Origin of the sequence: Alkaliphilus oremlandii OhILAs (assembly GCF_000018325.1) — a bacterium.
GTDB lineage: Bacteria > Bacillota > Clostridia > Peptostreptococcales > Natronincolaceae > Alkaliphilus_B > Alkaliphilus_B oremlandii.
Genome location: NC_009922.1, coordinates 1,692,929 through 1,713,616 on the forward strand (window position 1 = coordinate 1,692,929; position 20,688 = coordinate 1,713,616).

Sequence of the window (20,688 nt, forward strand, 5' to 3'; positions counted from 1 at the left end):
ATAATAAAAATGATTCCATTCTATTTTTCATAAATGTCTTTTAATATATCCGAATCTACAGATATGTTGAAATCACTAACATTAGGTAAGTTGTCCAGTGAAGATATACTAAATACCTTTAAAAAATTAATGGTCGTACCGTAGATGATGGGTCTGCCTGTTTTTTCAAGTCTACCCTGCTCTTCAATAAGTTCTTTTTCCAACAGCGTGCTAATTGCCTTATCACACTTCACTCCTCTGATTTCCTCAATTTCTGTTTTTGTAATAGGCTGTTTATACGCAATAATCGCTAAGGTTTCCAATGCTGCCTGAGTGATGCCTCTATTTTGCTTCGGTGCAAAAAGTTTTTGTAAATATTCATAGTGCTCTGGTCTCGTGGATAACTGATAGTAGTCATTCATCTTTATTATTTGTATACCTCTTTTACTGTAGTTAAACTCATTGATCATCTCTGCTAAAACACCCTCTATTTCTTTCGTACCAATATCTAAAACTTCACTTAAATCTTTGATTGACAAAGGATCTGACCAAGCGAACAAAATAGCTTCTATCGCAGATTTTATCTCATCCCTATCCATTCATGTCCACTCCCTGCTCCGTAGGTTCTCTTAATTCTATTATAATATCTTTATACGCACTATTTTGATTTACCAATACTCTCTTCAATTTCATTAGCTCTAAAAGCGCTAAGAAAGTAGTAATTACTTCTAGTTTAGTTGATGCATTAGAAAACATGTCTTGGAATAATATTTTTCTTTCATTGGCCAATATACAAATAATCTCATTAATTTTATCATCAATCGTAATTGTATCTCTTTGCATTTCACGAATTGTTTTCTCTGGGGAGGCTGTACGTATTTTTCTCTCCATACATTTACTCAGTGCGGATAGTAAGTCCTTCATATCAATGTTTTCTAATTCTGAGAAAGGTTCTTCAATGGGATCCAAAATAAACTCTTCCTTGGTTTTAAAATATATCTTTTGATACTTTTGTTCCTTCTGCTTTAATTCCTCTGCTGCAGCCTTATATTTTTTATACTCCAATAATCGCCGCACTAATTCTCCTCTAGGATCTATATCTTCTATAGAGAGCTGTTCATTGTCAATGCTTTGTATCGGTAATAACATTTTTGATTTAATTTCAATAAGAGTAGCAGCCATAATCAAAAATTCACTGGTAACATCTAAGTTCAGCTCTTCCAACTCAGATAGATAAGCAATATATTGATCCGTAATTTCTGTCATAGGAATATCATATATATCCAATTTGTTTTTTTCAATTAGGTGAAATAATAAATCAAAAGGTCCTTCAAAAACTTCTATCTTAACATTGTAAGCCATAATATCCACCAACTTATTATAATAATATATAATTATACCACACAAATAATATTAGAAAAAGTAGAGTAGCACAAATGCACTACTCTACTTTCCCATCATTGTATTAAACATTTTACCCAATGTATTTATGATAGATGATTTTTCTACATCTTCCTTCGATACGATGTCTATTTTTCCTACTTCCGTTTCATCTAATTTAACAATAATTTCTCCTACTGTATCTCCTTTTTTGATCGGTGCATTGATGAATTCTGGGAGAACTATTTCTTTATGAACCTTAGCTTCCTCACCTTTTTTCACCAAAACATTTAAATTGTCCTTTGCAACCAGCTCTATCTCTGCTTTTTTACCTTTATTTAAAGAAATATTCCCAACGAAACCATCTTTCTTTACAACTTCTACTGTATTGTAATTTGCAAATCCATAATCTAAAAGCTTTGCTGCTTCGTTGAATCGAACTTGAGAACTAGGTGCTGCCAATATGACGGAGATAAAGGTTGTACCTCCCCTTGTTGCAGATGCAGATAAACAATGGAGCGCTTCCGTTGTATAACCTGTTTTGATCCCATTTGCACCTTGATACGAATTGATCAGTCTATTGGTATTCACTAGCGATTGCTCCGATTGCCGCTTTCCGACAACTACAGTATCCATCCAAGTTGTAAGCCATTTATGGATACTTTTATGCTTTAATAACTCTCTGGACATTATAGCGATATCATATGCCGTTGTAACATGACCTTCAGCGGGAAGCCCATTGGTATTCACAAAGGTAGTATTGTTCATCCCCAATTCTTTGGCGCGACGATTCATTTCTTGTACAAATAATTCCTCAGTTCCTGCAATATGTTCACCCAATGCTAACGATGCATCATTAGCAGAACGAATGGCAACGCCTTTCATTAATTCTTCTACAGTTTTTACTTCTCCTGGCTCTAAATAAAGTTGCGTCCCACCCATTTTAGACGCTCTTTCACTAACCGTTACTTTATCATTCAAAGTGATTTTATTGCTATCTATAGCTTCCATCACCAAAAGCATTGTCATAATTTTAGTTACGCTAGCTGGCGGTAGTTTTTCATGAATATTTTTTTCATATAGCACTGTACCAGTATTTGCATCGATTAATATTGCTGATTTTGCATTAATATCGAATGGTGCTGTATCTCCATTCACTATGGCCGTAGATAAAGCTAAAGATATTATCAGTGATAGACATATCATAATTTTAAATTTTTTTACCATCGAATATCCTCCTTAAGAAGTATTTAATCTTAGGTTTTCCAGCTACTTATTTTGTTATGCAACAATCGTAAGCAGCAAAATCTTCTTTGAAGAAGGAATTCTACCCATTTCACCACTATTACACAAAACAATTCCATAAACTTACATATTTTTTTAGAAGAATATTTTATATCTTTATACATTTTTATATAAAAATACAGAGGCTGTATTATAGCCTCTGTATCCCTTCTCTCGTAACGGTACCAAATATTAATGGTGATTTTGCTGGATTGTCTTCATTAATCAAGTAAGCCGTTTTTAATTTTTCAACTGCATTATCTTTTTTATCCTCATCATTATAATGAATAAAGGCCAATGGTTCACCTTTTTCTACGTAATCTCCAACTTTCTTGTTTAATACGATACCTACGGATAAATCTATTATACTATCTTTTGTTTCTCTTCCAGCACCCAATAATAAGGCACTTAAGCCGACCTCTTCTGCATATATTCTATTAATGTAACCAGATTTATCGGATTGTAATGGATAGATTTTTTTAGATGAATTCAACAAGTTGGTATCTTCTACATATTTTATATCTCCACCTTGAGCCGCAACAAAAGTCTTAAATACTTCCAATGCTTTACCTGTAGATATTACATTTTCTACTTTTTCTCTTCCAGCTTCAATAGAGTCTATATTTCCGGCTAGTAAAAGCATATAGGATGCCAGCGTAATACATAGTTCTCTAAAATCCTCTGGCCCTTCTCCCTTTAATGTATCGATGGCCTCTTTTACTTCTAAGCTATTCCCTACTGCATTTCCTAGAGGTTCGTCCATATTCGTTACTAAAGCGATGGTATTGCGCCCCATATTACTTCCAATAGTAACCATTTCGCTGGCTAATTTAAAAGCATCCTCCGTATTTTTCATAAATGCACCATTCCCAGTTTTCACATCCAGAACGATGGCATCTGCTCCAGAAGCTAATTTCTTAGACATAACACTGCTTGCAATCAGTGAAATATTATCTACGGTAGCTGTAACATCTCTCAAGGCATATATTTTCTTATCTGCAGGTGCTAAATCTGCTGTCTGACCAGCAACTGCAATCTTTAATCGATTTACGTTATTTATAAATTGATCGATGCTCATATGGACATCAAATCCGGGAATGGACTCCAGCTTATCCAAGGTTCCTCCAGTATGTCCTAAACCTCTACCAGACATTTTAGCAACGGGGACACCGCAAGCGGCAACTATCGGCGCTAAGGCGATGGTAGTTTTATCTCCAACACCGCCAGTGCTGTGCTTATCTACTTTGATACCGTCAATGGCACTTAAATCGATTACATCTCCTGAGTGCATCATGGCTTCTGTAAGAAAAGCAGTTTCAGCTTCATTCATTTTCTGAAAATAAATGGCCATCAACAACGCTGAAGCTTGATAATCTGGAATTGTTCCATCGGTATAGCCATCAATAAAGTACTGTATTTCTGCTTTACTTAAGGCTTCTCCATTTCGCTTTTTTAATATTAGATCATACATCCGCATTATAAAGACACCTCTCCAATAACTTCTTTCACTAATCTAATAAACTTAGGCTTTGTTTTATTTGCAACCTCCATTACCTCTTCATGACTTATGGATTCTAATTGATCTGGAAGTGCCATATCTGTAATACAGGATATACCGATTACTTTCATTCCACTATGCTTTGCAACAATAACCTCTGGTACCGTAGACATTCCGATTGTATCTGCACCTATTTTTTGCATCATTCTTAGTTCAGCCTTTGCTGCATAGTTTGGTCCACTAATGGATAAATAAACACCATCATGTGTTGGTACCTCTATTTTGTTTCCAACCTCATGGACTAATTGAATGAATTCTTTATCATAAGCACTGGACATATCCAGGAATCTCGGCCCTAATTCAGGATAGTTGGTGCCGATTAGTGGATTGCTTCCTGTCATATTAATATGATCGTTAATTACCATCAATGCTCCTGGATAGAGATTAGGATTTAACCCACCACAAGCATTTGTCACTAACAATAGTTCTACACCGATGGCTTTCATCACTCTTACTGGAAACGTAACTTGCTGCATTGAATATCCTTCATAGTAATGGAATCTACCCTTCATAGCAACAACCTGTTTGCCCATGAGCTTTCCAATGACCAGTTGCCCTGCATGACCTTCTACGGTAGAGATCGGAAAATTAGGGATATCTTTATAATCAATAATGGTAGGATTTTCGATTTCATCCGCTAATGATCCCAATCCAGAGCCCAAAATTAAACCGATCTGCGGTTTTTCATCAATAATATTCAATAAATATTGCTTTGTATCTTCTAATTTTAGTAACATATTTTCCATAGTGATCTCTCCTTAAATACTTTCTATGATTCCTTCAATATAGTCAACAAATGTATTTTTTACTCTTTGCGTTGTTTCAATAACTTCTTCATGATTTAATGGTTGATCTAAAATTCCAGCTGCCATATTGGTGATACAAGAAATACCAAGAACCTTCATTCCACCATGAACAGCAGCGATTACTTCTGGAACAGTAGACATTCCTACAGCATCCGCCCCTAAAAAGTCCATCATTCTCACTTCGGCGGGCGTTTCATATGTAGGGCCAGTTAAAAAGGCATATACACCCGATTTAACATGAATATTTTTGTCTTTCGCTACTACCCTTGCAATTTGAATAAGTTCTTTATTGTATGCTGAAGACATATCTGGAAAACGAACCCCCATCTCCTTTTCATTAGGGCCAATCAATGGATTATCAAATCCAAAGTTAATATGATCTTCAATGATCATTAGATCGCCAGGTGTAAATTCTTTATTTACCCCTCCTGCTGCATTGGTGACGATGATGTTTTCAACACCAATGGCTTTCATTACCCTTACTGGAAATGTCACTTTGTCCATGGTGTAGCCTTCATAATAATGGAATCTTCCCTTCAGTGCGATTACTTGTTTCCCCATCAATTCGCCAATCACCAATTCTCCCGCATGACCTTCCACTGTAGAGATTGGAAAATTTGGGATGTTATCATATGGAATAATCAGTGGATTTTTTATCTCATCCGCTAATATTCCTAGACCAGAACCTAGAATCAAACCAATTTCTGGCTTAACCTTTATTTTATTTTCTAAATATAGTTTAGCTTCCAATATTTTTTCAGAATATGTTTTCATACGTACCTCCCATAATGAATAAACAATTATTTTATAATGCTATTTTTAAAACTCTCACCTTTATTTGTTGACGGAATCTCAAGAATGTCAGAAATTGTTGCAGCAATATCTGCAAAGGATTTCCTTATACCGATATTTGTATTCGCCTTAACTTTTTTACCATAAATAACCAGAGGGATATACTCTCTTGTATGGTCACTTCCTTTATATGTTGGATCGTTTCCGTGGTCTGCAGTAAAAATTATGATATCATCATCTCTCATACTTTCTAATATTTCTGGAATCCTTTTATCAAGATCTTCTAAAGCCCTCTTGTATCCCTTTGGATCCCTTCGATGACCATACATTGAATCAAAGTCCACTAAGTTTGTGAAGATAATTCCTTTGTTTTGTTTCTCAATATATTCTATGGTCTTATTAATACCATCCATATTATCTACGGTGTGGACAGCTTCTGTAATTCCTCTGCCATTGAAAATATCCTCGATCTTCCCTACTGCAATTACATCAAATCCTTCTCGTTTTGCAATATCCAATACGGTGTCTCCAGAAGGGTCTAGAGAAAAGTCTCTTCGATTGGGTGTTCTAGAAAAATTGCCTACAGAACCTATGAATGGTCTTGCGATTATTCTTGCTACAGCATTATCGCCCATCATTATTTCTCTAGCAATACCACATATTTTATAGAGTTCATCTAAACTGATAACCTCCTCGTGAGCTGCTATTTGAAGTACACTATCAGCTGAAGTATAGATAATCGGCGATCCGGTCCTCATATGCTCCTCTCCTAGCTCATCTAATATTACTGTGCCAGAAGCAGCTTTATTGCCTAAAGTCTTTCTCCCGATTTTTCTCTCTATTTCGTTGATTACATCCTCTGGAAACCCATTGGGGAACGTTTTAAATGGTTCTTTCAAATGAATTCCTGCAATTTCCCAATGGCCTGTAGTCGTGTCTTTTCCATTAGAAACTTCTAAGGACTTGCCAAATGCACCTAGGGGTGATTCTACAGGTTCTATACCTACAATACCATCAATGTTACCTAAACCAAGTTTTTGTAGGTTAGGTAAATCGATCCCATTTTCTTGCAAAGCTATATTGCCGAGGGTATTCGCACCAAGGTCGCCAAATTGTTCTGCATCAGGCAAAGCACCAATGCCAACACTATCCATTATAAATAAAATAACTCTATTCATCATTAAAATCCCTCCTATAATTTTATAACATTTCGATCTATTAGTATTATACCCCTTAACTTTATTTTAAAAAATCTTTTTAAATGGGTATACCGATAAAATAAGGCCCTGATTCAGGCCCTAGGATGAGTTTTATTATAAACCTCTTTTATTCTATTTTTCATAACGTAAGCATATATTTGTGTCGTTGAAATATCAGCATGACCCAACATCTCTTGAACAGATTTTAAATCTGCTCCATTTTGGATTAAATGAGTTGCAAAGGAATGCCTTAGGGTGTTCGGTGTAATACTTTTTTCAATATTCGATTGCTCCGTATAAGCTTTTATAATTTTCCAAAATCCTTGTCTGCTCAATGGTTTGCCATAATAGTTTAAAAACAAACTTCTTTCAGAAGGATCTTTTAAAAAACTGGCTCTATGGTTCTCTATGTATTTTGTCAGGGATTCCAATGCAATTGACCCTGTCGGAATAAATCGCTCTTTTGAACCATTGTGACATCGAATAAAACCTAAGTTTAGATTCACGTCTTCTAGATTTAAAGAAATCAACTCTGTCACTCTGATTCCAGTTGCATATAAAAGTTCTAACATTGCTTTATCTCGAGCACCTTTATCAGTTATTTCTAGAGGCTGGGATAATAATAAGTCCACTTCTTCTAAAGTCAACGTCATTGGTGTTTTTCGTTCAATCTTCGGTGCTTCTAAATTAATCGTTGGATCATAATCCATTCGCTTATTTAACAATAGAAACTTGTAAAAACATCGAATGGAAGCCAAGTTCCTCGAAATTGTCGCAGTAGATTTCCCACTTTTCTGCAAATGCAATAAATAGGTAATAACAGTAGTTTTATTGGTCAGAAAAAGATCCTGATTTACAACATGATCAATATATATTAAATACTGCACGATATCTCGCTTATAGCATTCTAAAGTATTCTTTGATAGTTTTTTTTCTTGATCTAAATAAACTGTAAAACTAGAAATTAGCTGTTCCATTTCAATAACTCCTTTGGCTATAACATCATACTGCCCACTAAATACAATTATTCAACAAAATATGCGGAATTCCTGCAAGTTTTTTTGTTATCGATAAATTTATTGAATATATGTATTGATCAGTTTGATAAAAACAGGAGAAATGAAGGCTTCAATAGAGACCGCTACCAATACGAATGCTGTAAATAATACATAGATTGCAGTATACGGTATCATTTCCTTGTAAAAGTTTACTTCTTTTAATTTATTTGATTTATTAAGCTTCTTCTTAATTATCGTTATCGTAAATAAAATCGAAGTAACACCAGCAGCGATGAAGATCGGAATTATTATTAAATTGTGAGGCAATACACCTACAAGAAATAATAGAACTCCCTTGAATTTAAATTGCTCGATTAATAATCCCACTGTAAAACCAATGACAAATCCTTTAAACAGTATGATCAAAATGATGGCAGGAATGCTGATTACTAATAAGCCAGATATCCAACTTAGACTCAATAATTGAATGTTGTTAATAAATGATTGCGTAAATATATCGAGTTTATTTAAGCCTTGGGCTGTGAATAATTGAAAAAAGCTGTTCAAGTAAGATACAATTTCTTGCTTATGACTAGGGCTAATCACCTTTACAGTAAAACCGCCCACGGATATTCCAACCAAGAAGCATAGGAGCACTAAAAAGTAAAGAATAATATTATTCCTTATATTGGATTTCATTGAATTCAAAATAGAATTATGCATAAATAGCTTCCTTTCTTAAGTTTATTCTATACAGAATATGCTAAAAAAAGAAAACTTATGCTTATCTTGTCCAAGTATAAAACGATGATGCTATCGATTTTTTGAATATAAATTTGTATAAGTTAGCATTGCGACAATAGTCTTTGAATCTTTTATTTCCCCTGTTTCTATTTTATTTAAAATTTCATCCATAGAAAGTTCAATAATTTCGATGTTTTCATCCTCATCTGGATTAGAAATGCCTTCTTTCAAGTTTTTTGCTACATAAATATGGAGTTTTTCATTTGAAAAGCCAGGCGCAGTATAAAACTCTATCAATTTTTCTACGTGGTCTGTAGTAAATCCAGTTTCTTCTTCCAATTCTCTAACTGCACACCGAACTAAATTTTCTCCAGGCTCAATTTTTCCAGCGGGAATTTCAAGTAGTACTTCTTCAACTGCTTTGCGAAACTGTTTCACCAAGATAATTTTATTGTCTTCTGTAATCGGTATGATACCAACAGCTCCAGGATGCTCCACAATTTCTCTTTTAGAATATTTTTTATTGGGTAGTTCTACAGTATCCACTCTTACATTAATAATTCTACCCTCATATATCCTTTCTGTTTTCATCGTTTTTTCTTCAAAGGTCATTTTAAACTTCCTCCTAATAAGTATATTTAATCTATAGATTCTTCTTTTATTAAAGTATGTGCATACATGGCTGCCGAGCTACAAGTTATGAAAAATTCTGGGTCTTCATTCAAATCCCTACCCATGGATTTGACACCTAAATCATATCGATTTAAAGCTTTCAATAAAACATTTTCTCTCACATTAATTATATGATGCTTATCTGCTAAATTTCCATCGATTATTTGTTTTTCAATAATTTTATTTTTTTCTGTGGAAAAAAGAGGAATTACAATATGAGATCTAGTTTTCGATATCATACCCAAAGTCGTAATGCTATGGTGGCTTATACCATAATGTCTTGCTCTCTTATCTCTAAATGTAATGCGTGGAACAGATATGGGTATGCCGCCTAAATCATTTACAGCATCAATTATATTCCCTTGCTCAATCCCTGTAAAGCCAAATTTTGTTCCAGTTCCTACAATGCCTGGTCCCATGGTCACAATAGCAACATCACATTTACAAACTTCTTTTGCCGCAATTAAACCATTGTATATATTGATTACTTCGTAGTCACCTCCAAATGCATGGCCTAGAGTTATAGTAACGTCAATGATGTTTTTCACTCGTAGCTCTTGTACGGAATTACTTAAATAGATAGGAAGCGCTGCTCCGTCCGTCATAATAAAAGCAATCTTTACATCTGGATTTAAATATTTTAATGTGGCCGAAATCGGAGCCAACATGCTATGTAGGGTACCTATAATTACTGGCATGTTATTTAAACTTTTAAAGCCGTTAAATAGTTCGTGGTATGGGCTTTCCTGCTCTTCTGCTGCAAAAACCTTAATCTGAAATGGGGTGTATCTCATTTTCATAATGTGGCCCCCTTGCTTCATTTGTTCATCTTCATTATTTAAATTGTATATTACAAAATGGTATCCACCGGTCCCAAGATTTAGATCTACTGCAGTTGTATTTAAAATAATTTCATGATTCTTATGGATTTGCCCCGTTAAAAAATCGTAATTGATGGCTTTTTCTAACTTACCATTCACATTTACCAGAACATCCGTTCTTCCATCTAGTTTGTCAAGGATTCGTACAACGTTTCCTCTCTTGATACTCATCATATAAATGCCTCTTTTCATCAGTATTTGATCAACAACCCAATTTATCAATAAAATTAAGAATTGGATTTTTCTTGATTATTTCTGTAATGGAATACTTTTCAGCAACGAGATGGATGCCTATCAATAAGACTAGAATAATACATTTTATCGGTAAAGTAAAACTAATTGCAGAGGATATTCCCAATACAACACCTAGCGTATTAGAACCAACGTCGCCCATCATGGTGTTCCCTTTCATATCTTCATAAAAATATCCGATTGCGTAGGCTACAGATGATAATACAATGACTTTAATCTCTTCTAAAATTCCGATTCCCATAAAAATAAATGAGATCAATAAAAATCCTTTCAATGCTCTTCCTGGCCTTAAATCTAATAGGTTAATTAGATTGGTAAATAAAGCAATTATCAAAGTATTGAGGACAATTTCAAAAACATTAAATGAAAGCATACTTCCTATAAAAAGAGAAATAAGCCCGCCTACAATCGCTTTAAAACCTCCCGTAGTCAATTTACCTCTTAGTAAGGACATGATATGTCCTTTAAATCCAGTAGCGTCTCTATTCCCTACGAGATCATCAATTAATCCTACTGTAGCCATAGTCATAATTCCTGTTAAAAAAATTAGCACCAATTCTTTCGTTCTATGATCACTATAAATAAAAGCGACAACTATACTGTTTATAATCACAATTGGTACAAATCCAATGCCCATGGAAACAGGAATCTGATCCCCTTTATAATTTTTTCTAATGATATTTGCATTGAACAACATCGCTTTTATAAAAGGCATCACGGTAAATGTTAATAATAGACTTATTCCAAAGCTAATAATTTTCAAAAGATCACCTTTTCTTTAAAGTTGTCACAATAGTTTTTTTAATTAAAACCCTTAATATTTGAAAAAACTGTCTTCCACGATGTATAAATCCAGACAAATCCCTACCAGTTTCATTATGGTGCATGTTGACTTCAATTTCTTGAATACGATATCCATTATTTAAAATATCAATGGTCATTCCCAATTCTACGCCATATCCAGTATAACTATGATTTATATGTTGAATTACTTCTTTTTTAAATGCTCGCTGTCCAGAGAGTACCGTATCCAATTGACGGCCAGTATTGATATAAACACCTGTTTTAGCTAGCTTTTTCACAAGCCCAAAGCCTCCTTTTTTTTTAGCACTGGGAAATTTGGCAATAGTGACATCTGCTACGTCTTCTATAATCGGTATGATTAATTTTTCAATATCTTTAGCACTTTCTTCTAAATCTGCATCTGCAAATACAATAATGTCAGCATCCTCTATAACCCTTTCTATGCCTTCATATAGGGCTTTTCCTTTGCCTTCATTCACTTCTTTGCGGACTACCTCAATTCCTTGAACCGATGATGCCTTTAGAAATGTATGGTCCTTCGAGCCATCATCCATTACTAGAATATTTTGTATCTGTGAAATACCTTTCACTGCCAATAAGGTATTGACAATCCGCTTTTCTTCGTTGTATGCAGGAATAATTACAGAAATAATTTTATTCAACAAACTCACCTCTCACTTGCTGCATTGAATAAAATGGGATTAAGGAATCCGCAGTTGCTTTTTCTCCATAGTGGCCCTCAGCTCCTAACAAAACATAGATTAAAGAAACTTGTCCGATTCTCGTATTAACATTATCAATTGTTGGAATTTTAATTTTTTTTAGGTTTGCTATAAATGAATTCTCTACATCTAATCGCTCCACTCCAATTACCTTGAAATTCAAATTATCTAACCTTTTGATTAGATTTACCTCTAACTTTTCTATCTTATTGTTTAAGTTTTCATTGCTTCCACCCGCTACGATAATACGATCTATCCCGATCCCTTCTAAATTCTCGTAAGGAAGATTGCAATGGATATATTCCTTTGTTATTAAATATTGAAATACTGCTGTTATTTCTTTTTTTAATAAAAAATTTGTTATCTCATTGTTGATAAAATATATCATATCCTCCGTTGTTTGTAGATTTAAACGAAATAATTCGTTGATCTCCCTCAGTTCTTCTCCATTTATACGAAAAGCTTTATTTAAATATTGAATCGTCACAGGAATGTTTGCACCTGATGACGCTAGAATATCTTTTAGGTCCACATAAAAATAATTGTCGGTTGTTTCAATGATGGCAACGTTCATACCTTGAAGTTTTTTATAAACTACATCTTCCACGATATTTTCGATCAATATATTCTGCTTTTCATTTAAATGAGACAGATTTTGTATTTTATTTTCTAATGCATCATTCTCTGCTTTAAAGTTATCAAATCGTCTTTCTAAACTATTAATTAATTCTTGCTGCTGTGTTACATATATATCATTTCCATTCATATTAAATCCTATAAATATTCCAATTGCTAAGGATAAAAATATGGAAGCAATCGAAACAATATAGTATCTCATATTGATTCCCACATAACCACACTCCTATAAACCAAGTATCATTCTGATCCGAATATTTAGTAGTTTAAACAGATTTTGAATTGGCTTGGATATGAGCATCACCATTGTAATTGGTATTAATGCTGCAATAACTAGCAAAATAATGTACTTTGGCTTAATATTATTTTTATATAATTTACTAACACCCCGAGCATCGACTAATTTCGATCCAACTTTCATTCTTACTAGAAAGGTACTCGACATGCCTTTTCTCCCTTTTTCAAGAAAATCAATCATATTTGAATGTGTTCCGACGGCAACGATTAAATCTGCTCCTTTATCATAAGCAATCAACATTGCGATATCCTCACTAGTTCCCGCTGCTGAAAATACAAGACCACTTAACCCTAAATTTTCAATACGGCCCATGCCCGGTGCTGTTCCATCCAGATAACCATGGACGATGATTTCCTTGCATTTTTTTAGACAGTCATCACTGACACTGTCCATATCTCCTACAATAATATCTGGTATGAACCCAAATTCTAATAAAGCATCTCCACCACCGTCTACACCGATTAAAACCGGTCGTACCTCTTTAATATAGGATAATATTGTCATTAAATCTTCTCTGTAGTTCTGCCCTCTTACCACTACCAGTACATGCTTTTTTTCCATTTTAGTTTTAATAGGGGGTATGTTTAAGTTTCCTAAAATTAATCCTTTTTCTTTATTCGCATAGACCAGTGTATTTTCTATAAATTTTTCTAGCTCTACTTCAATATTTTTTTCTGCCAACGCAAGGGCTGTTTCGATCTTCTCCTTAGATAAAAATACCATCTCACAAATGATTTGATGATTGATTATCACATTATCATCTACGATTTCGATTATGTCTCCTTCCTTCAGCAATTCAAATAAGTTTCCCTGGGTGACATCAAAAATAGGGATATTGGATTCAGAAATTATAGTGGGTCCTAAATTTGGATATCTACCACTAATGGATTTTCCACAATTTATAATTGCAGAGACCTTTTTTTCAACTAAGGAATTCGCAGCAACTTCATCGATATCATCATGATCAATGATTGCGATATCACCAGCTTCTAATCGATTGATCAGTTGCTTCGTTTTTTTATCTAATCTTGCTTTTGCCTTTATTCCCATAGCTTCTCCTCCAATACATTCTATACCTAGTATTTGTATATTTACCATAAACATTCTTCTTTTGCGGTATGAATTAATTAAATTTCAGTGTATAATATAGAACTATAAATAATTATGGACGTCAAGGAGTGAAATCATGCCTAAAATAACACAGATTCAGGCACAGAATAAAAACAAAAATAGAAGAAATGTCTTTGTTGATGGTTCCTATGAGTTTTCATGCGATATGGAAATTATTTTAAAATATAAATTAAAAGAAGGATTAGAAATCGATAGAACTAAATTATTACAGGTGATTGATCAAAGTAAAGAAGAGTTTGCTTTTAGACTTGCTTTAAATTACCTGTCCTTTAAATCACGAACCAGTTTTGAAATTTATACTTATTTATTAAAAAAGGAATACGAAGAAAAGATCATTGAAAAGGTTATAGAAAAATTAAAGTATTATCGATATGTAGATGACAATCAATATGTATTGAATTATATTAAAACAGCCCTTGCCGAAGGGAAAAAAGGAAAAGATCGAGTGCAGTCGGATTTAATCAATAAGAAAATTCCACAGGATATGATTGAGTCTCATATGCATCTCTTTTCCTGTGAGACCAATTTGGAAATAGCAAAAGAATTGAGCAATAAATATTTCAAACAAAATGCCCATCTACCTTTTAACCAATTTAAAAACAAATTATCTCAATTTCTGATGCGAAAGGGTTTTAATTGGGAAATTATCAATACATGTCTCAATATTCTAGAACAGGATTCTGAGGTTCAATCCCATATAGATTCCAATAAGGAACTCTATGTGAAAGAAGCAATCAAATTAGGAAATAAATATTTCGTTAAGTATAAAGCAAAAGAAACAAACCCTTATCTGGTAGAACATAAAGTAAAATCACATTTATACCAAAAAGGATATGATAAAGATACCATCAATTTAGCGTTTAAAAAAATCATAGAAAATAGCTAGCAAAATGATAATTTTGCTAGCTATTTCTCTATGATCACAATCGTTTGTATCTTTTCTATCCTACTTGTTGCTCCAATCTTAATTTATCTGCAACCATTGCAATAAACTCACTATTTGTTGGCTTTCCTCTGTCGTTGTTAACTGTATATCCAAATAAAGTATTAATGGTATCTACTTTGCCTCGGCTCCACGCTACTTCAATCGCATGTCGAATGGCTCTTTCAACCCTACTGGATGTGGTATTAAATTTCTTAGCAATGGATGGATATAACTCTTTTGTTACAGCACTCAATAGCTCTATGTTTTCAATTACCATGGTAATCGCTTCTCTTAAATATAAATATCCTTTAATATGAGCTGGGACTCCAATCTCATGAATAATATTTGTTATCTCCGCTTCTATACTACGGTTATTTGTCACTAAAGAGGTACGGTTTGGAGACGTATGTGTGGAATTAATACTCTGTCTTTTCACTTCTGAAATACTGTTACTTACAGTATTTTCATTAATTATCTGCCTAATTCTTTCAATAAAAATTTCAAAGTCGAATGGTTTGATAACATAATAATCTGCACCTAAGCTGATGGCTCTTTGAGTAATTTTATCTTGTCCTACTGCTGACATAATAATAACCCTAGGATATTTGGTTAAATTCATACAATTAATTTTCTCCAGCACGCCCAATCCATCTAAATGTGGCATAATAATATCTAATATGATTAAATCTGGTAATTTTTGAGGTATTAACTCGACGGCTTCTTTACCATTATTAGCAACGCCAACAATTTCAATGTCTTGTTGTCGATCTAAATACTCCGTTAAAATATCACAAAAATCTTTATTGTCATCAACTATCAAAATCTTAATTCTATTTCCCATTATAGTTTTCCCCCTTGAACCCGGTTTTATAATAATCTCTTACTTTTTACATATTCTACATCTCTAATTCGTTTCCTTCTAACAAAGAGCAATTATTTAAAAAACAGTTTTACAAATTTCTTGGTTTATGCAAAAATAATTCATGATTTTATCGATTTTTGTCATTTATACCCGCCTCTGAAACCATCCACTCTATGAATATCCCATATCCTTTCGTCGGATCATTTACTAAAACATGGGTAATTGCGCCAACTACCTTGTCGTTTTGAATAATTGGACTACCGCTCATTCCTTGAATAATACCACCAGTTCTGTCCAATAAATTTTTATCTGTAACTTTGATGATCATACTCTTCGCCTCTGCTTTAGTCTGAAAATTTACTTTCGTAATTTCTACATCGAATTTTTCTATTTTATTATGATCCAATGTCGTTAATATATAAGCAGGTCCTTCCTTTATTTCGTGTTGATAGGCAATCGGCATGGGTTTTTTATATTTATTATCAAAAGAATTAAAAAACAATTGACCATATACACCTAAAGGCGTATTTTTCTCTAGTTTACCTATGGGATTACTGATTTCATAAAAAACACCTCGAATTTCTCCTGGCTTCCCTCTTTTCCCTTCTTCAATGGACACGACTTTTGACTTTATAATTTCTCCATTTTTTACGGATAAGAGTGCTCCTGTGTCTACATCCGTTATAGCATGTCCCAATGCTCCAAACTTGCCGCTCTCCATATGAAAAAAACTTAAAGTACCGACACCTGCCGTTTTATCACGCACCCAAAGTCCCAATCGATACTGTCCATCTTCCTGAGATTGAATGGGAATTACATTTGCTTTAAATTCCTTATCGTTTCTTTTCAAGGTTAGAGTAACTTCATTCCCATTGCTATTTTTAATAATTTCACTGATATGGGCTGCATTTTTCACTTTAATATCGTTAATTTTAATCAATGTATCGCCTATTTTTATGCCAGAATTAGCAGCAATACTTTGACTATTTCCTCGCTCATCTACAATATCTGCCAAACCAATAATCAATGCACCATCTGTATTGAGCTTAACACCAATAGATTCTCCTCCTGGAACAACTTCAATCTTAGGAATAACATTTACTTTTACAGTTCGATAAGGTATTAATCCTAAAATTTTTACCTGAAGATCCGCACTACCTTTCGTGATAGGTTTTAGTCGGAGAGAGCCATCTTCATTAGACTGACTATAAGGTTCATTAACTTCTAATATCTTATTTAAATTATCCGAGATTATAGAATACTTCATTGGAAATTGTGCCTGCAACATGATTTCATCCCCTACTGATATATTAAATTCAGTAGGTATTTTATTGATTAACCCCAAAACTCCCATAGAGAAAAATCCTATAAAAAAAATAGATAAACTTATAACTGTAATCGTTTTAAGTTTTCTATAAATTTTCATTTTATCACTCTCCTGCCAACATAATATAGCAAAACTTAATTTTTTCTACTATACTTAGATTGGCTTTTTAGAGTGATCTTTATGATACATAAAATCTAATAAAGGTGTTATTTAAATCCTTTTATGGATATACATTCAAAAACACACTTAAGAAAAAAGCTATTTGCCTTTTCTTAAGTGTGCTTGACGAATCATTTCTTCAGCATGTTGGAGTGTAATGTCCGTTAATTTACCATCCAATAATCTTCCTAGTTCATGTACTTGCTCTAAATCATTTAATTTTTTAACGATGGTATTTATTTTATTTTCTTTTTCGATTTTTTCTATTAAGTAGTGATGATCTGCCATTGCCGCTATTTGAGGCAAATGAGTGATACAGATGATCTGATGATGCTCACTTAAATTATGGAGTCTCTCTGCAATGATTTGTGCAGTACGTCCGCTGATTCCGGTATCAATTTCATCAAATATTAAAGTAGAAATATTATCTACATCCGCCAATATGGTTTTAAACGCTAACATAATTCGAGACATCTCTCCGCCAGATGCAATTTTAGATAACGATTTTAATGGTTCACCCAGATTTGTGGAAATTATAAATTCTAACTGATCTATTCCCTTGGAAGTAAATTTGAGATCCGTCTGTATTTCTTTTTCATTGGTAAAGGAAACTTTAAATTGAACTTTTCCCATATTTAATGTCTGTAATATATCTGTTAATTTTTGCTCGAAATCGATAGCAATACTCTTTCTTAGCAAACTTAACTTTAAAGACTGCTTTTTTAACTCGTTATACTTTACATCAATTTCTTGCTTTAAGTTACAGATCGCAACATCATTTTTTTCAAAATCCCTTAATTCTAATTCGATTTTTTGCTGATATAGTAGGATCTCTTCTATAGTATTCCCATATTTTCGCTTTAAAGTATTAATTAAATCCAATCTATTTTCTACCTCTTCAAGAATCTTGGAATCAAAATCGATGTGATCGATATAGGTTCTCATCTCTCTGGATATATCTTCTAATTTATACTGAGTTTCTTCTAAAACATTATTAAAGTACATAAATTTTTCATCTAAGGGTAAAATATTACTCATTGCATTTACTGTGCTATAGATTCTATCTAATACAGAGCTTTCTGAGTTCTCACCGTAAAGGATTTCGTGGATATTGGAAAGCGATTGATAAATTTTCTCGCTATTGGATAAAATCTTTTTCTGTTTTTTCAGTTCTTCCTCTTCTTCTGGAAATAAATTGGCTCCTCCAATTTCGTCCAACTGAAACTTTATCAAATCTATTCTTTTTTGTTTTTCTGCTTCATCAAAGCAAATTGAATCTAATTTCTCTTGTACTGTCTGTAATTCATGATATAACACAGATACATTTGAAACTAAATCTAGGATATCTTTTCCACCATATAAATCCAACATATCCATATGAAAGCTTGGATTTAAAAGGTATTGGTGCTCGTGTTGCCCGTGAATATCTATTAGTTTCTGTGTAATTATCTTTAAGACACTTTGTGTTACAATAACACCATTCACTCTACATGTGCTTCTTCCATTGGCATAGATATCTCTGGTTATGATCAGGGTATCGTATCCTTCCCCATCATTTACGCCATATTCTTCCAGAACCTGGTTCATATCCTCTATATTTTTAACATGAAAGATGGCTTGAACCGAAGCCTTATCGCATCCAGAACGAATAAAACTTCGATCTGCTCGCTCTCCGATGGCCATATTGACAGCATCAATGATGATGGATTTTCCAGCGCCAGTCTCTCCTGACAAAATATTCAATCCTTCTTTAAAACTTATATTTAACTGGTCTATCAATGCGAAATCTTTAATCTCTAACTCTAAAAGCATACAGCACCCTCTCTTTATTTCATCAATTTTCTAAAATGCTCTATGGTACTTGGTACATTTTTCTCATCTCTAATAACGATAAAAATTGTATCATCTCCTGCAATGGTACCAACCACATCATTCATATCCCCCGCATCAATGGCAGCTGCCGCCGCCTGCGCTGAACCAGTTAAAGTTTTTATCACAATGAGATTCCCTGCATAATCGATTGAAACAACAGAGTTTTTAAAAATTTTAACGACTCTATCCGATAATATATTTTCTTGACTCTGTAAGGTAGCATACTTATATTTTCCGTTCTTTGTAAGCACCTTAATCAACCTCAACTCCTTGATATCTCTTGAAACAGTGGCTTGTGTTACTGTGAACCCCATATCTTTCAGTCTCTCCGATAATTCTTCCTGTGTCTCTATTTCATTCTTGTCTATTAACTCTAAAATTTTACTATGCCTTGTATATTTCATAGAGGATTCCTCCTTAGCTTAATACAAATCTTATTCAACTGTAAGACAGAGTACAGTTCCCATATTTAATATTCTTCGCAAAACGACACATTCCTTCAAAAAATATAAATATTTCCAAAAATATAGGATTAAAAAACTTGTATAGGATTTTCTATAAATTTTCATGGGATTTCTCAATGATCTCATCAATATATTCCGTATGGATCTGTAAATTTTCTTCCTCCGTATTTTTCATATATAATAAGTATTCTATATTCCCTTCCGGCCCCTTAATCGGAGAATACGTAAGACCAACCACTTTGAGACCCTTATCTGCAGCAAAAGAAACAATGTCCACTACCACACTCTTATGAACAGCCATATCTCTTACCACGCCCTTTTTACCTACTTTATCTCTGCCTGCTTCAAATTGAGGCTTAATTAAGGCTACAATTTCTCCCTGCTCCTTCAATAATTCTTTCAACACTGGTAGCACCAGCTTCAAAGAAATAAAAGAAACATCGATGGAAGCAAAGTCAGCTTTTTGTCCAATATGCTCCAAAGTGACATATCTAATATTGGTTCTTTCCATGGTTACAACTCTCGAATCTTGCCGTAATTTCCAATCGAGTTGCCCATAGCCTACATCGATTGAATATACCTTAGAGGCGCCATTTTGAAGCATACAGTCTGTAAAACCCCCTGTGGAGGCACCTATATCAAGGCAAACCTTATCCCTTAATTGTAAATCAAATTCTTTCATCGCTTTTTCAAGTTTTAGACCACCACGACTTACATAAGGAATCAGATTACCTTTTACAACAACATTGCCATTTTTCTTTACCTTCGTTCCTGGCTTATCTATTTTCTCATTATCTACAAAAACAATACCAGCCATAATTGCACCTTTTGCTTTTTCTCTGCTATCAAAAAAACCTTTTTCTACTAAAACAACATCTAATCGCTCTTTTACGTCCATATGATTTCTCCCAATTATTTTCTTATATAAATCTTCAATGCAAGT

21 protein-coding genes are annotated in these 20,688 nt (G+C 33.6%); 1 reads left to right on the forward strand and 20 read right to left on the reverse strand.

All coding sequences use genetic code 11. From position 1 onward, the window contains the following. Nucleotides 1–20: 20 nt before the first annotated feature. The 15 genes from scpB to steA form a co-directional block, all read right to left on the reverse strand. Complete coding sequence (scpB, locus tag CLOS_RS08155; protein ID WP_012159441.1) at nucleotides 21–578, reverse strand: SMC-Scp complex subunit ScpB; 558 nt, start codon at nucleotides 576–578, stop codon at nucleotides 21–23. Further along, nucleotides 571–1,341, reverse strand: coding sequence for a segregation and condensation protein A (locus CLOS_RS08160; protein ID WP_012159442.1), 771 nt, complete (start codon nucleotides 1,339–1,341; stop codon nucleotides 571–573). The genes scpB and CLOS_RS08160 overlap by 8 nt, the downstream gene beginning before the upstream one ends. Nucleotides 1,342–1,425: 84 nt before the next feature. Further along, complete coding sequence (locus tag CLOS_RS08165) at nucleotides 1,426–2,586, reverse strand: D-alanyl-D-alanine carboxypeptidase family protein (RefSeq protein WP_012159443.1); 1,161 nt, start codon at nucleotides 2,584–2,586, stop codon at nucleotides 1,426–1,428. A 208-nt stretch (nucleotides 2,587–2,794) separates the two neighbouring features. Continuing rightward, the gene (locus CLOS_RS08170; protein ID WP_012159444.1) at nucleotides 2,795–4,120 is read right to left on the reverse strand and encodes a pyrimidine-nucleoside phosphorylase; all 1,326 of its coding nucleotides are present in this window, start codon (nucleotides 4,118–4,120) and stop codon (nucleotides 2,795–2,797) included. Then, nucleotides 4,120–4,947: a purine-nucleoside phosphorylase gene (locus tag CLOS_RS08175; RefSeq protein WP_012159445.1), complete on the reverse strand. Its 828-nt coding sequence runs from the start codon at nucleotides 4,945–4,947 to the stop codon at nucleotides 4,120–4,122. Before CLOS_RS08175 ends, CLOS_RS08170 begins: the two co-directional genes overlap by 1 nt. Nucleotides 4,948–4,959: 12 nt before the next feature. After that, nucleotides 4,960–5,781, reverse strand: coding sequence for a purine-nucleoside phosphorylase (locus CLOS_RS08180; protein WP_012159446.1), 822 nt, complete (start codon nucleotides 5,779–5,781; stop codon nucleotides 4,960–4,962). 26 nt (nucleotides 5,782–5,807) lie between these two features. Then, nucleotides 5,808–6,980 (reverse strand): phosphopentomutase, encoded by a 1,173-nt coding sequence (locus CLOS_RS08185; RefSeq protein ID WP_012159447.1) that lies wholly within the window; start codon nucleotides 6,978–6,980, stop codon nucleotides 5,808–5,810. Between the two features lie 110 nt (nucleotides 6,981–7,090). Then, on the reverse strand, nucleotides 7,091–7,975 hold the full coding sequence (xerD, locus tag CLOS_RS08190; protein ID WP_012159448.1) for a site-specific tyrosine recombinase XerD: 885 nt from the start codon (nucleotides 7,973–7,975) through the stop codon (nucleotides 7,091–7,093). Nucleotides 7,976–8,074: 99 nt separating this feature from the next. Further along, entirely contained in the window at nucleotides 8,075–8,695 is a 621-nt protein-coding gene (spoIIM, locus tag CLOS_RS08195; protein WP_242649557.1) for a stage II sporulation protein M, read from the reverse strand. A 114-nt stretch (nucleotides 8,696–8,809) separates the two neighbouring features. Continuing rightward, nucleotides 8,810–9,352 (reverse strand): NUDIX hydrolase, encoded by a 543-nt coding sequence (locus CLOS_RS08200; protein ID WP_012159450.1) that lies wholly within the window; start codon nucleotides 9,350–9,352, stop codon nucleotides 8,810–8,812. 26 nt (nucleotides 9,353–9,378) lie between these two features. Beyond that, nucleotides 9,379–10,467 carry a DUF3866 family protein gene (locus CLOS_RS08205; protein WP_012159451.1) on the reverse strand — a complete coding sequence of 363 codons (1,089 nt, stop codon included), beginning with the start codon at nucleotides 10,465–10,467 and terminating at the stop codon, nucleotides 9,379–9,381. 28 nt (nucleotides 10,468–10,495) lie between these two features. Then, nucleotides 10,496–11,308 (reverse strand): MraY family glycosyltransferase, encoded by an 813-nt coding sequence (locus CLOS_RS08210; protein WP_012159452.1) that lies wholly within the window; start codon nucleotides 11,306–11,308, stop codon nucleotides 10,496–10,498. Nucleotides 11,309–11,312: 4 nt separating this feature from the next. Continuing rightward, nucleotides 11,313–12,011 (reverse strand): glycosyltransferase family 2 protein, encoded by a 699-nt coding sequence (locus CLOS_RS08215; RefSeq protein WP_012159453.1) that lies wholly within the window; start codon nucleotides 12,009–12,011, stop codon nucleotides 11,313–11,315. Continuing rightward, nucleotides 12,004–12,921 (reverse strand): copper transporter, encoded by a 918-nt coding sequence (locus CLOS_RS08220; protein WP_041719135.1) that lies wholly within the window; start codon nucleotides 12,919–12,921, stop codon nucleotides 12,004–12,006. Before CLOS_RS08220 ends, CLOS_RS08215 begins: the two co-directional genes overlap by 8 nt. A 12-nt stretch (nucleotides 12,922–12,933) precedes the next feature. Then, nucleotides 12,934–14,055, reverse strand: coding sequence for a putative cytokinetic ring protein SteA (gene steA, locus CLOS_RS08225; protein WP_012159455.1), 1,122 nt, complete (start codon nucleotides 14,053–14,055; stop codon nucleotides 12,934–12,936). 136 nt (nucleotides 14,056–14,191) lie between these two features. Here steA and CLOS_RS08230 point away from each other — a divergent pair, with 136 nt between their 5' ends. Continuing rightward, complete coding sequence (locus CLOS_RS08230) at nucleotides 14,192–15,022, forward strand: regulatory protein RecX (protein ID WP_012159456.1); 831 nt, start codon at nucleotides 14,192–14,194, stop codon at nucleotides 15,020–15,022. Nucleotides 15,023–15,077: 55 nt separating this feature from the next. On the opposite strand, the gene spo0A is transcribed toward CLOS_RS08230, so the two are convergent. From spo0A to CLOS_RS08255, 5 genes are all read right to left on the reverse strand, one after another. Beyond that, on the reverse strand, nucleotides 15,078–15,902 hold the full coding sequence (gene spo0A, locus CLOS_RS08235; protein WP_012159457.1) for a sporulation transcription factor Spo0A: 825 nt from the start codon (nucleotides 15,900–15,902) through the stop codon (nucleotides 15,078–15,080). A 148-nt stretch (nucleotides 15,903–16,050) separates the two neighbouring features. Continuing rightward, nucleotides 16,051–17,349: a SpoIVB peptidase gene (gene spoIVB / locus CLOS_RS08240; RefSeq protein WP_012159458.1), complete on the reverse strand. Its 1,299-nt coding sequence runs from the start codon at nucleotides 17,347–17,349 to the stop codon at nucleotides 16,051–16,053. Between the two features lie 159 nt (nucleotides 17,350–17,508). Then, the gene (gene recN / locus CLOS_RS08245; RefSeq protein WP_012159459.1) at nucleotides 17,509–19,221 is read right to left on the reverse strand and encodes a DNA repair protein RecN; all 1,713 of its coding nucleotides are present in this window, start codon (nucleotides 19,219–19,221) and stop codon (nucleotides 17,509–17,511) included. A gap of 14 nt (nucleotides 19,222–19,235) precedes the next feature. Next, entirely contained in the window at nucleotides 19,236–19,685 is a 450-nt protein-coding gene (locus tag CLOS_RS08250) for an arginine repressor (protein WP_012159460.1), read from the reverse strand. Nucleotides 19,686–19,836: 151 nt separating this feature from the next. Continuing rightward, complete coding sequence (locus CLOS_RS08255; protein ID WP_012159461.1) at nucleotides 19,837–20,643, reverse strand: TlyA family RNA methyltransferase; 807 nt, start codon at nucleotides 20,641–20,643, stop codon at nucleotides 19,837–19,839. Nucleotides 20,644–20,688 lie beyond the last annotated feature (45 nt).

Bases quoted from the DNA above. Each gene is read 5' to 3' on its own strand.
- scpB (WP_012159441.1), bottom strand. From the start codon at position 578: ATGGATAGGGATGAGATAAAATCTGCGATAGAAGCTATTTTGTTCGCT.
- CLOS_RS08160 (WP_012159442.1), bottom strand. From the start codon at position 1,341: ATGGCTTACAATGTTAAGATAGAAGTTTTTGAAGGACCTTTTGATTTA.
- CLOS_RS08165 (WP_012159443.1), bottom strand. From the start codon at position 2,586: ATGGTAAAAAAATTTAAAATTATGATATGTCTATCACTGATAATATCT.
- CLOS_RS08170 (WP_012159444.1), bottom strand. From the start codon at position 4,120: ATGCGGATGTATGATCTAATATTAAAAAAGCGAAATGGAGAAGCCTTA.
- CLOS_RS08175 (WP_012159445.1), bottom strand. From the start codon at position 4,947: ATGGAAAATATGTTACTAAAATTAGAAGATACAAAGCAATATTTATTG.
- CLOS_RS08180 (WP_012159446.1), bottom strand. From the start codon at position 5,781: ATGAAAACATATTCTGAAAAAATATTGGAAGCTAAACTATATTTAGAA.
- CLOS_RS08185 (WP_012159447.1), bottom strand. From the start codon at position 6,980: ATGATGAATAGAGTTATTTTATTTATAATGGATAGTGTTGGCATTGGT.
- xerD (WP_012159448.1), bottom strand. From the start codon at position 7,975: ATGGAACAGCTAATTTCTAGTTTTACAGTTTATTTAGATCAAGAAAAA.
- spoIIM (WP_242649557.1), bottom strand. From the start codon at position 8,695: ATGAAATCCAATATAAGGAATAATATTATTCTTTACTTTTTAGTGCTC.
- CLOS_RS08200 (WP_012159450.1), bottom strand. From the start codon at position 9,352: ATGACCTTTGAAGAAAAAACGATGAAAACAGAAAGGATATATGAGGGT.
- CLOS_RS08205 (WP_012159451.1), bottom strand. From the start codon at position 10,467: ATGATGAGTATCAAGAGAGGAAACGTTGTACGAATCCTTGACAAACTA.
- steA (WP_012159455.1), bottom strand. From the start codon at position 14,055: ATGGGAATAAAGGCAAAAGCAAGATTAGATAAAAAAACGAAGCAACTG.
- CLOS_RS08230 (WP_012159456.1), top strand. From the start codon at position 14,192: ATGCCTAAAATAACACAGATTCAGGCACAGAATAAAAACAAAAATAGA.
- spo0A (WP_012159457.1), bottom strand. From the start codon at position 15,902: ATGGGAAATAGAATTAAGATTTTGATAGTTGATGACAATAAAGATTTT.
- spoIVB (WP_012159458.1), bottom strand. From the start codon at position 17,349: ATGAAAATTTATAGAAAACTTAAAACGATTACAGTTATAAGTTTATCT.
- recN (WP_012159459.1), bottom strand. From the start codon at position 19,221: ATGCTTTTAGAGTTAGAGATTAAAGATTTCGCATTGATAGACCAGTTA.
- CLOS_RS08250 (WP_012159460.1), bottom strand. From the start codon at position 19,685: ATGAAATATACAAGGCATAGTAAAATTTTAGAGTTAATAGACAAGAAT.
- CLOS_RS08255 (WP_012159461.1), bottom strand. From the start codon at position 20,643: ATGGACGTAAAAGAGCGATTAGATGTTGTTTTAGTAGAAAAAGGTTTT.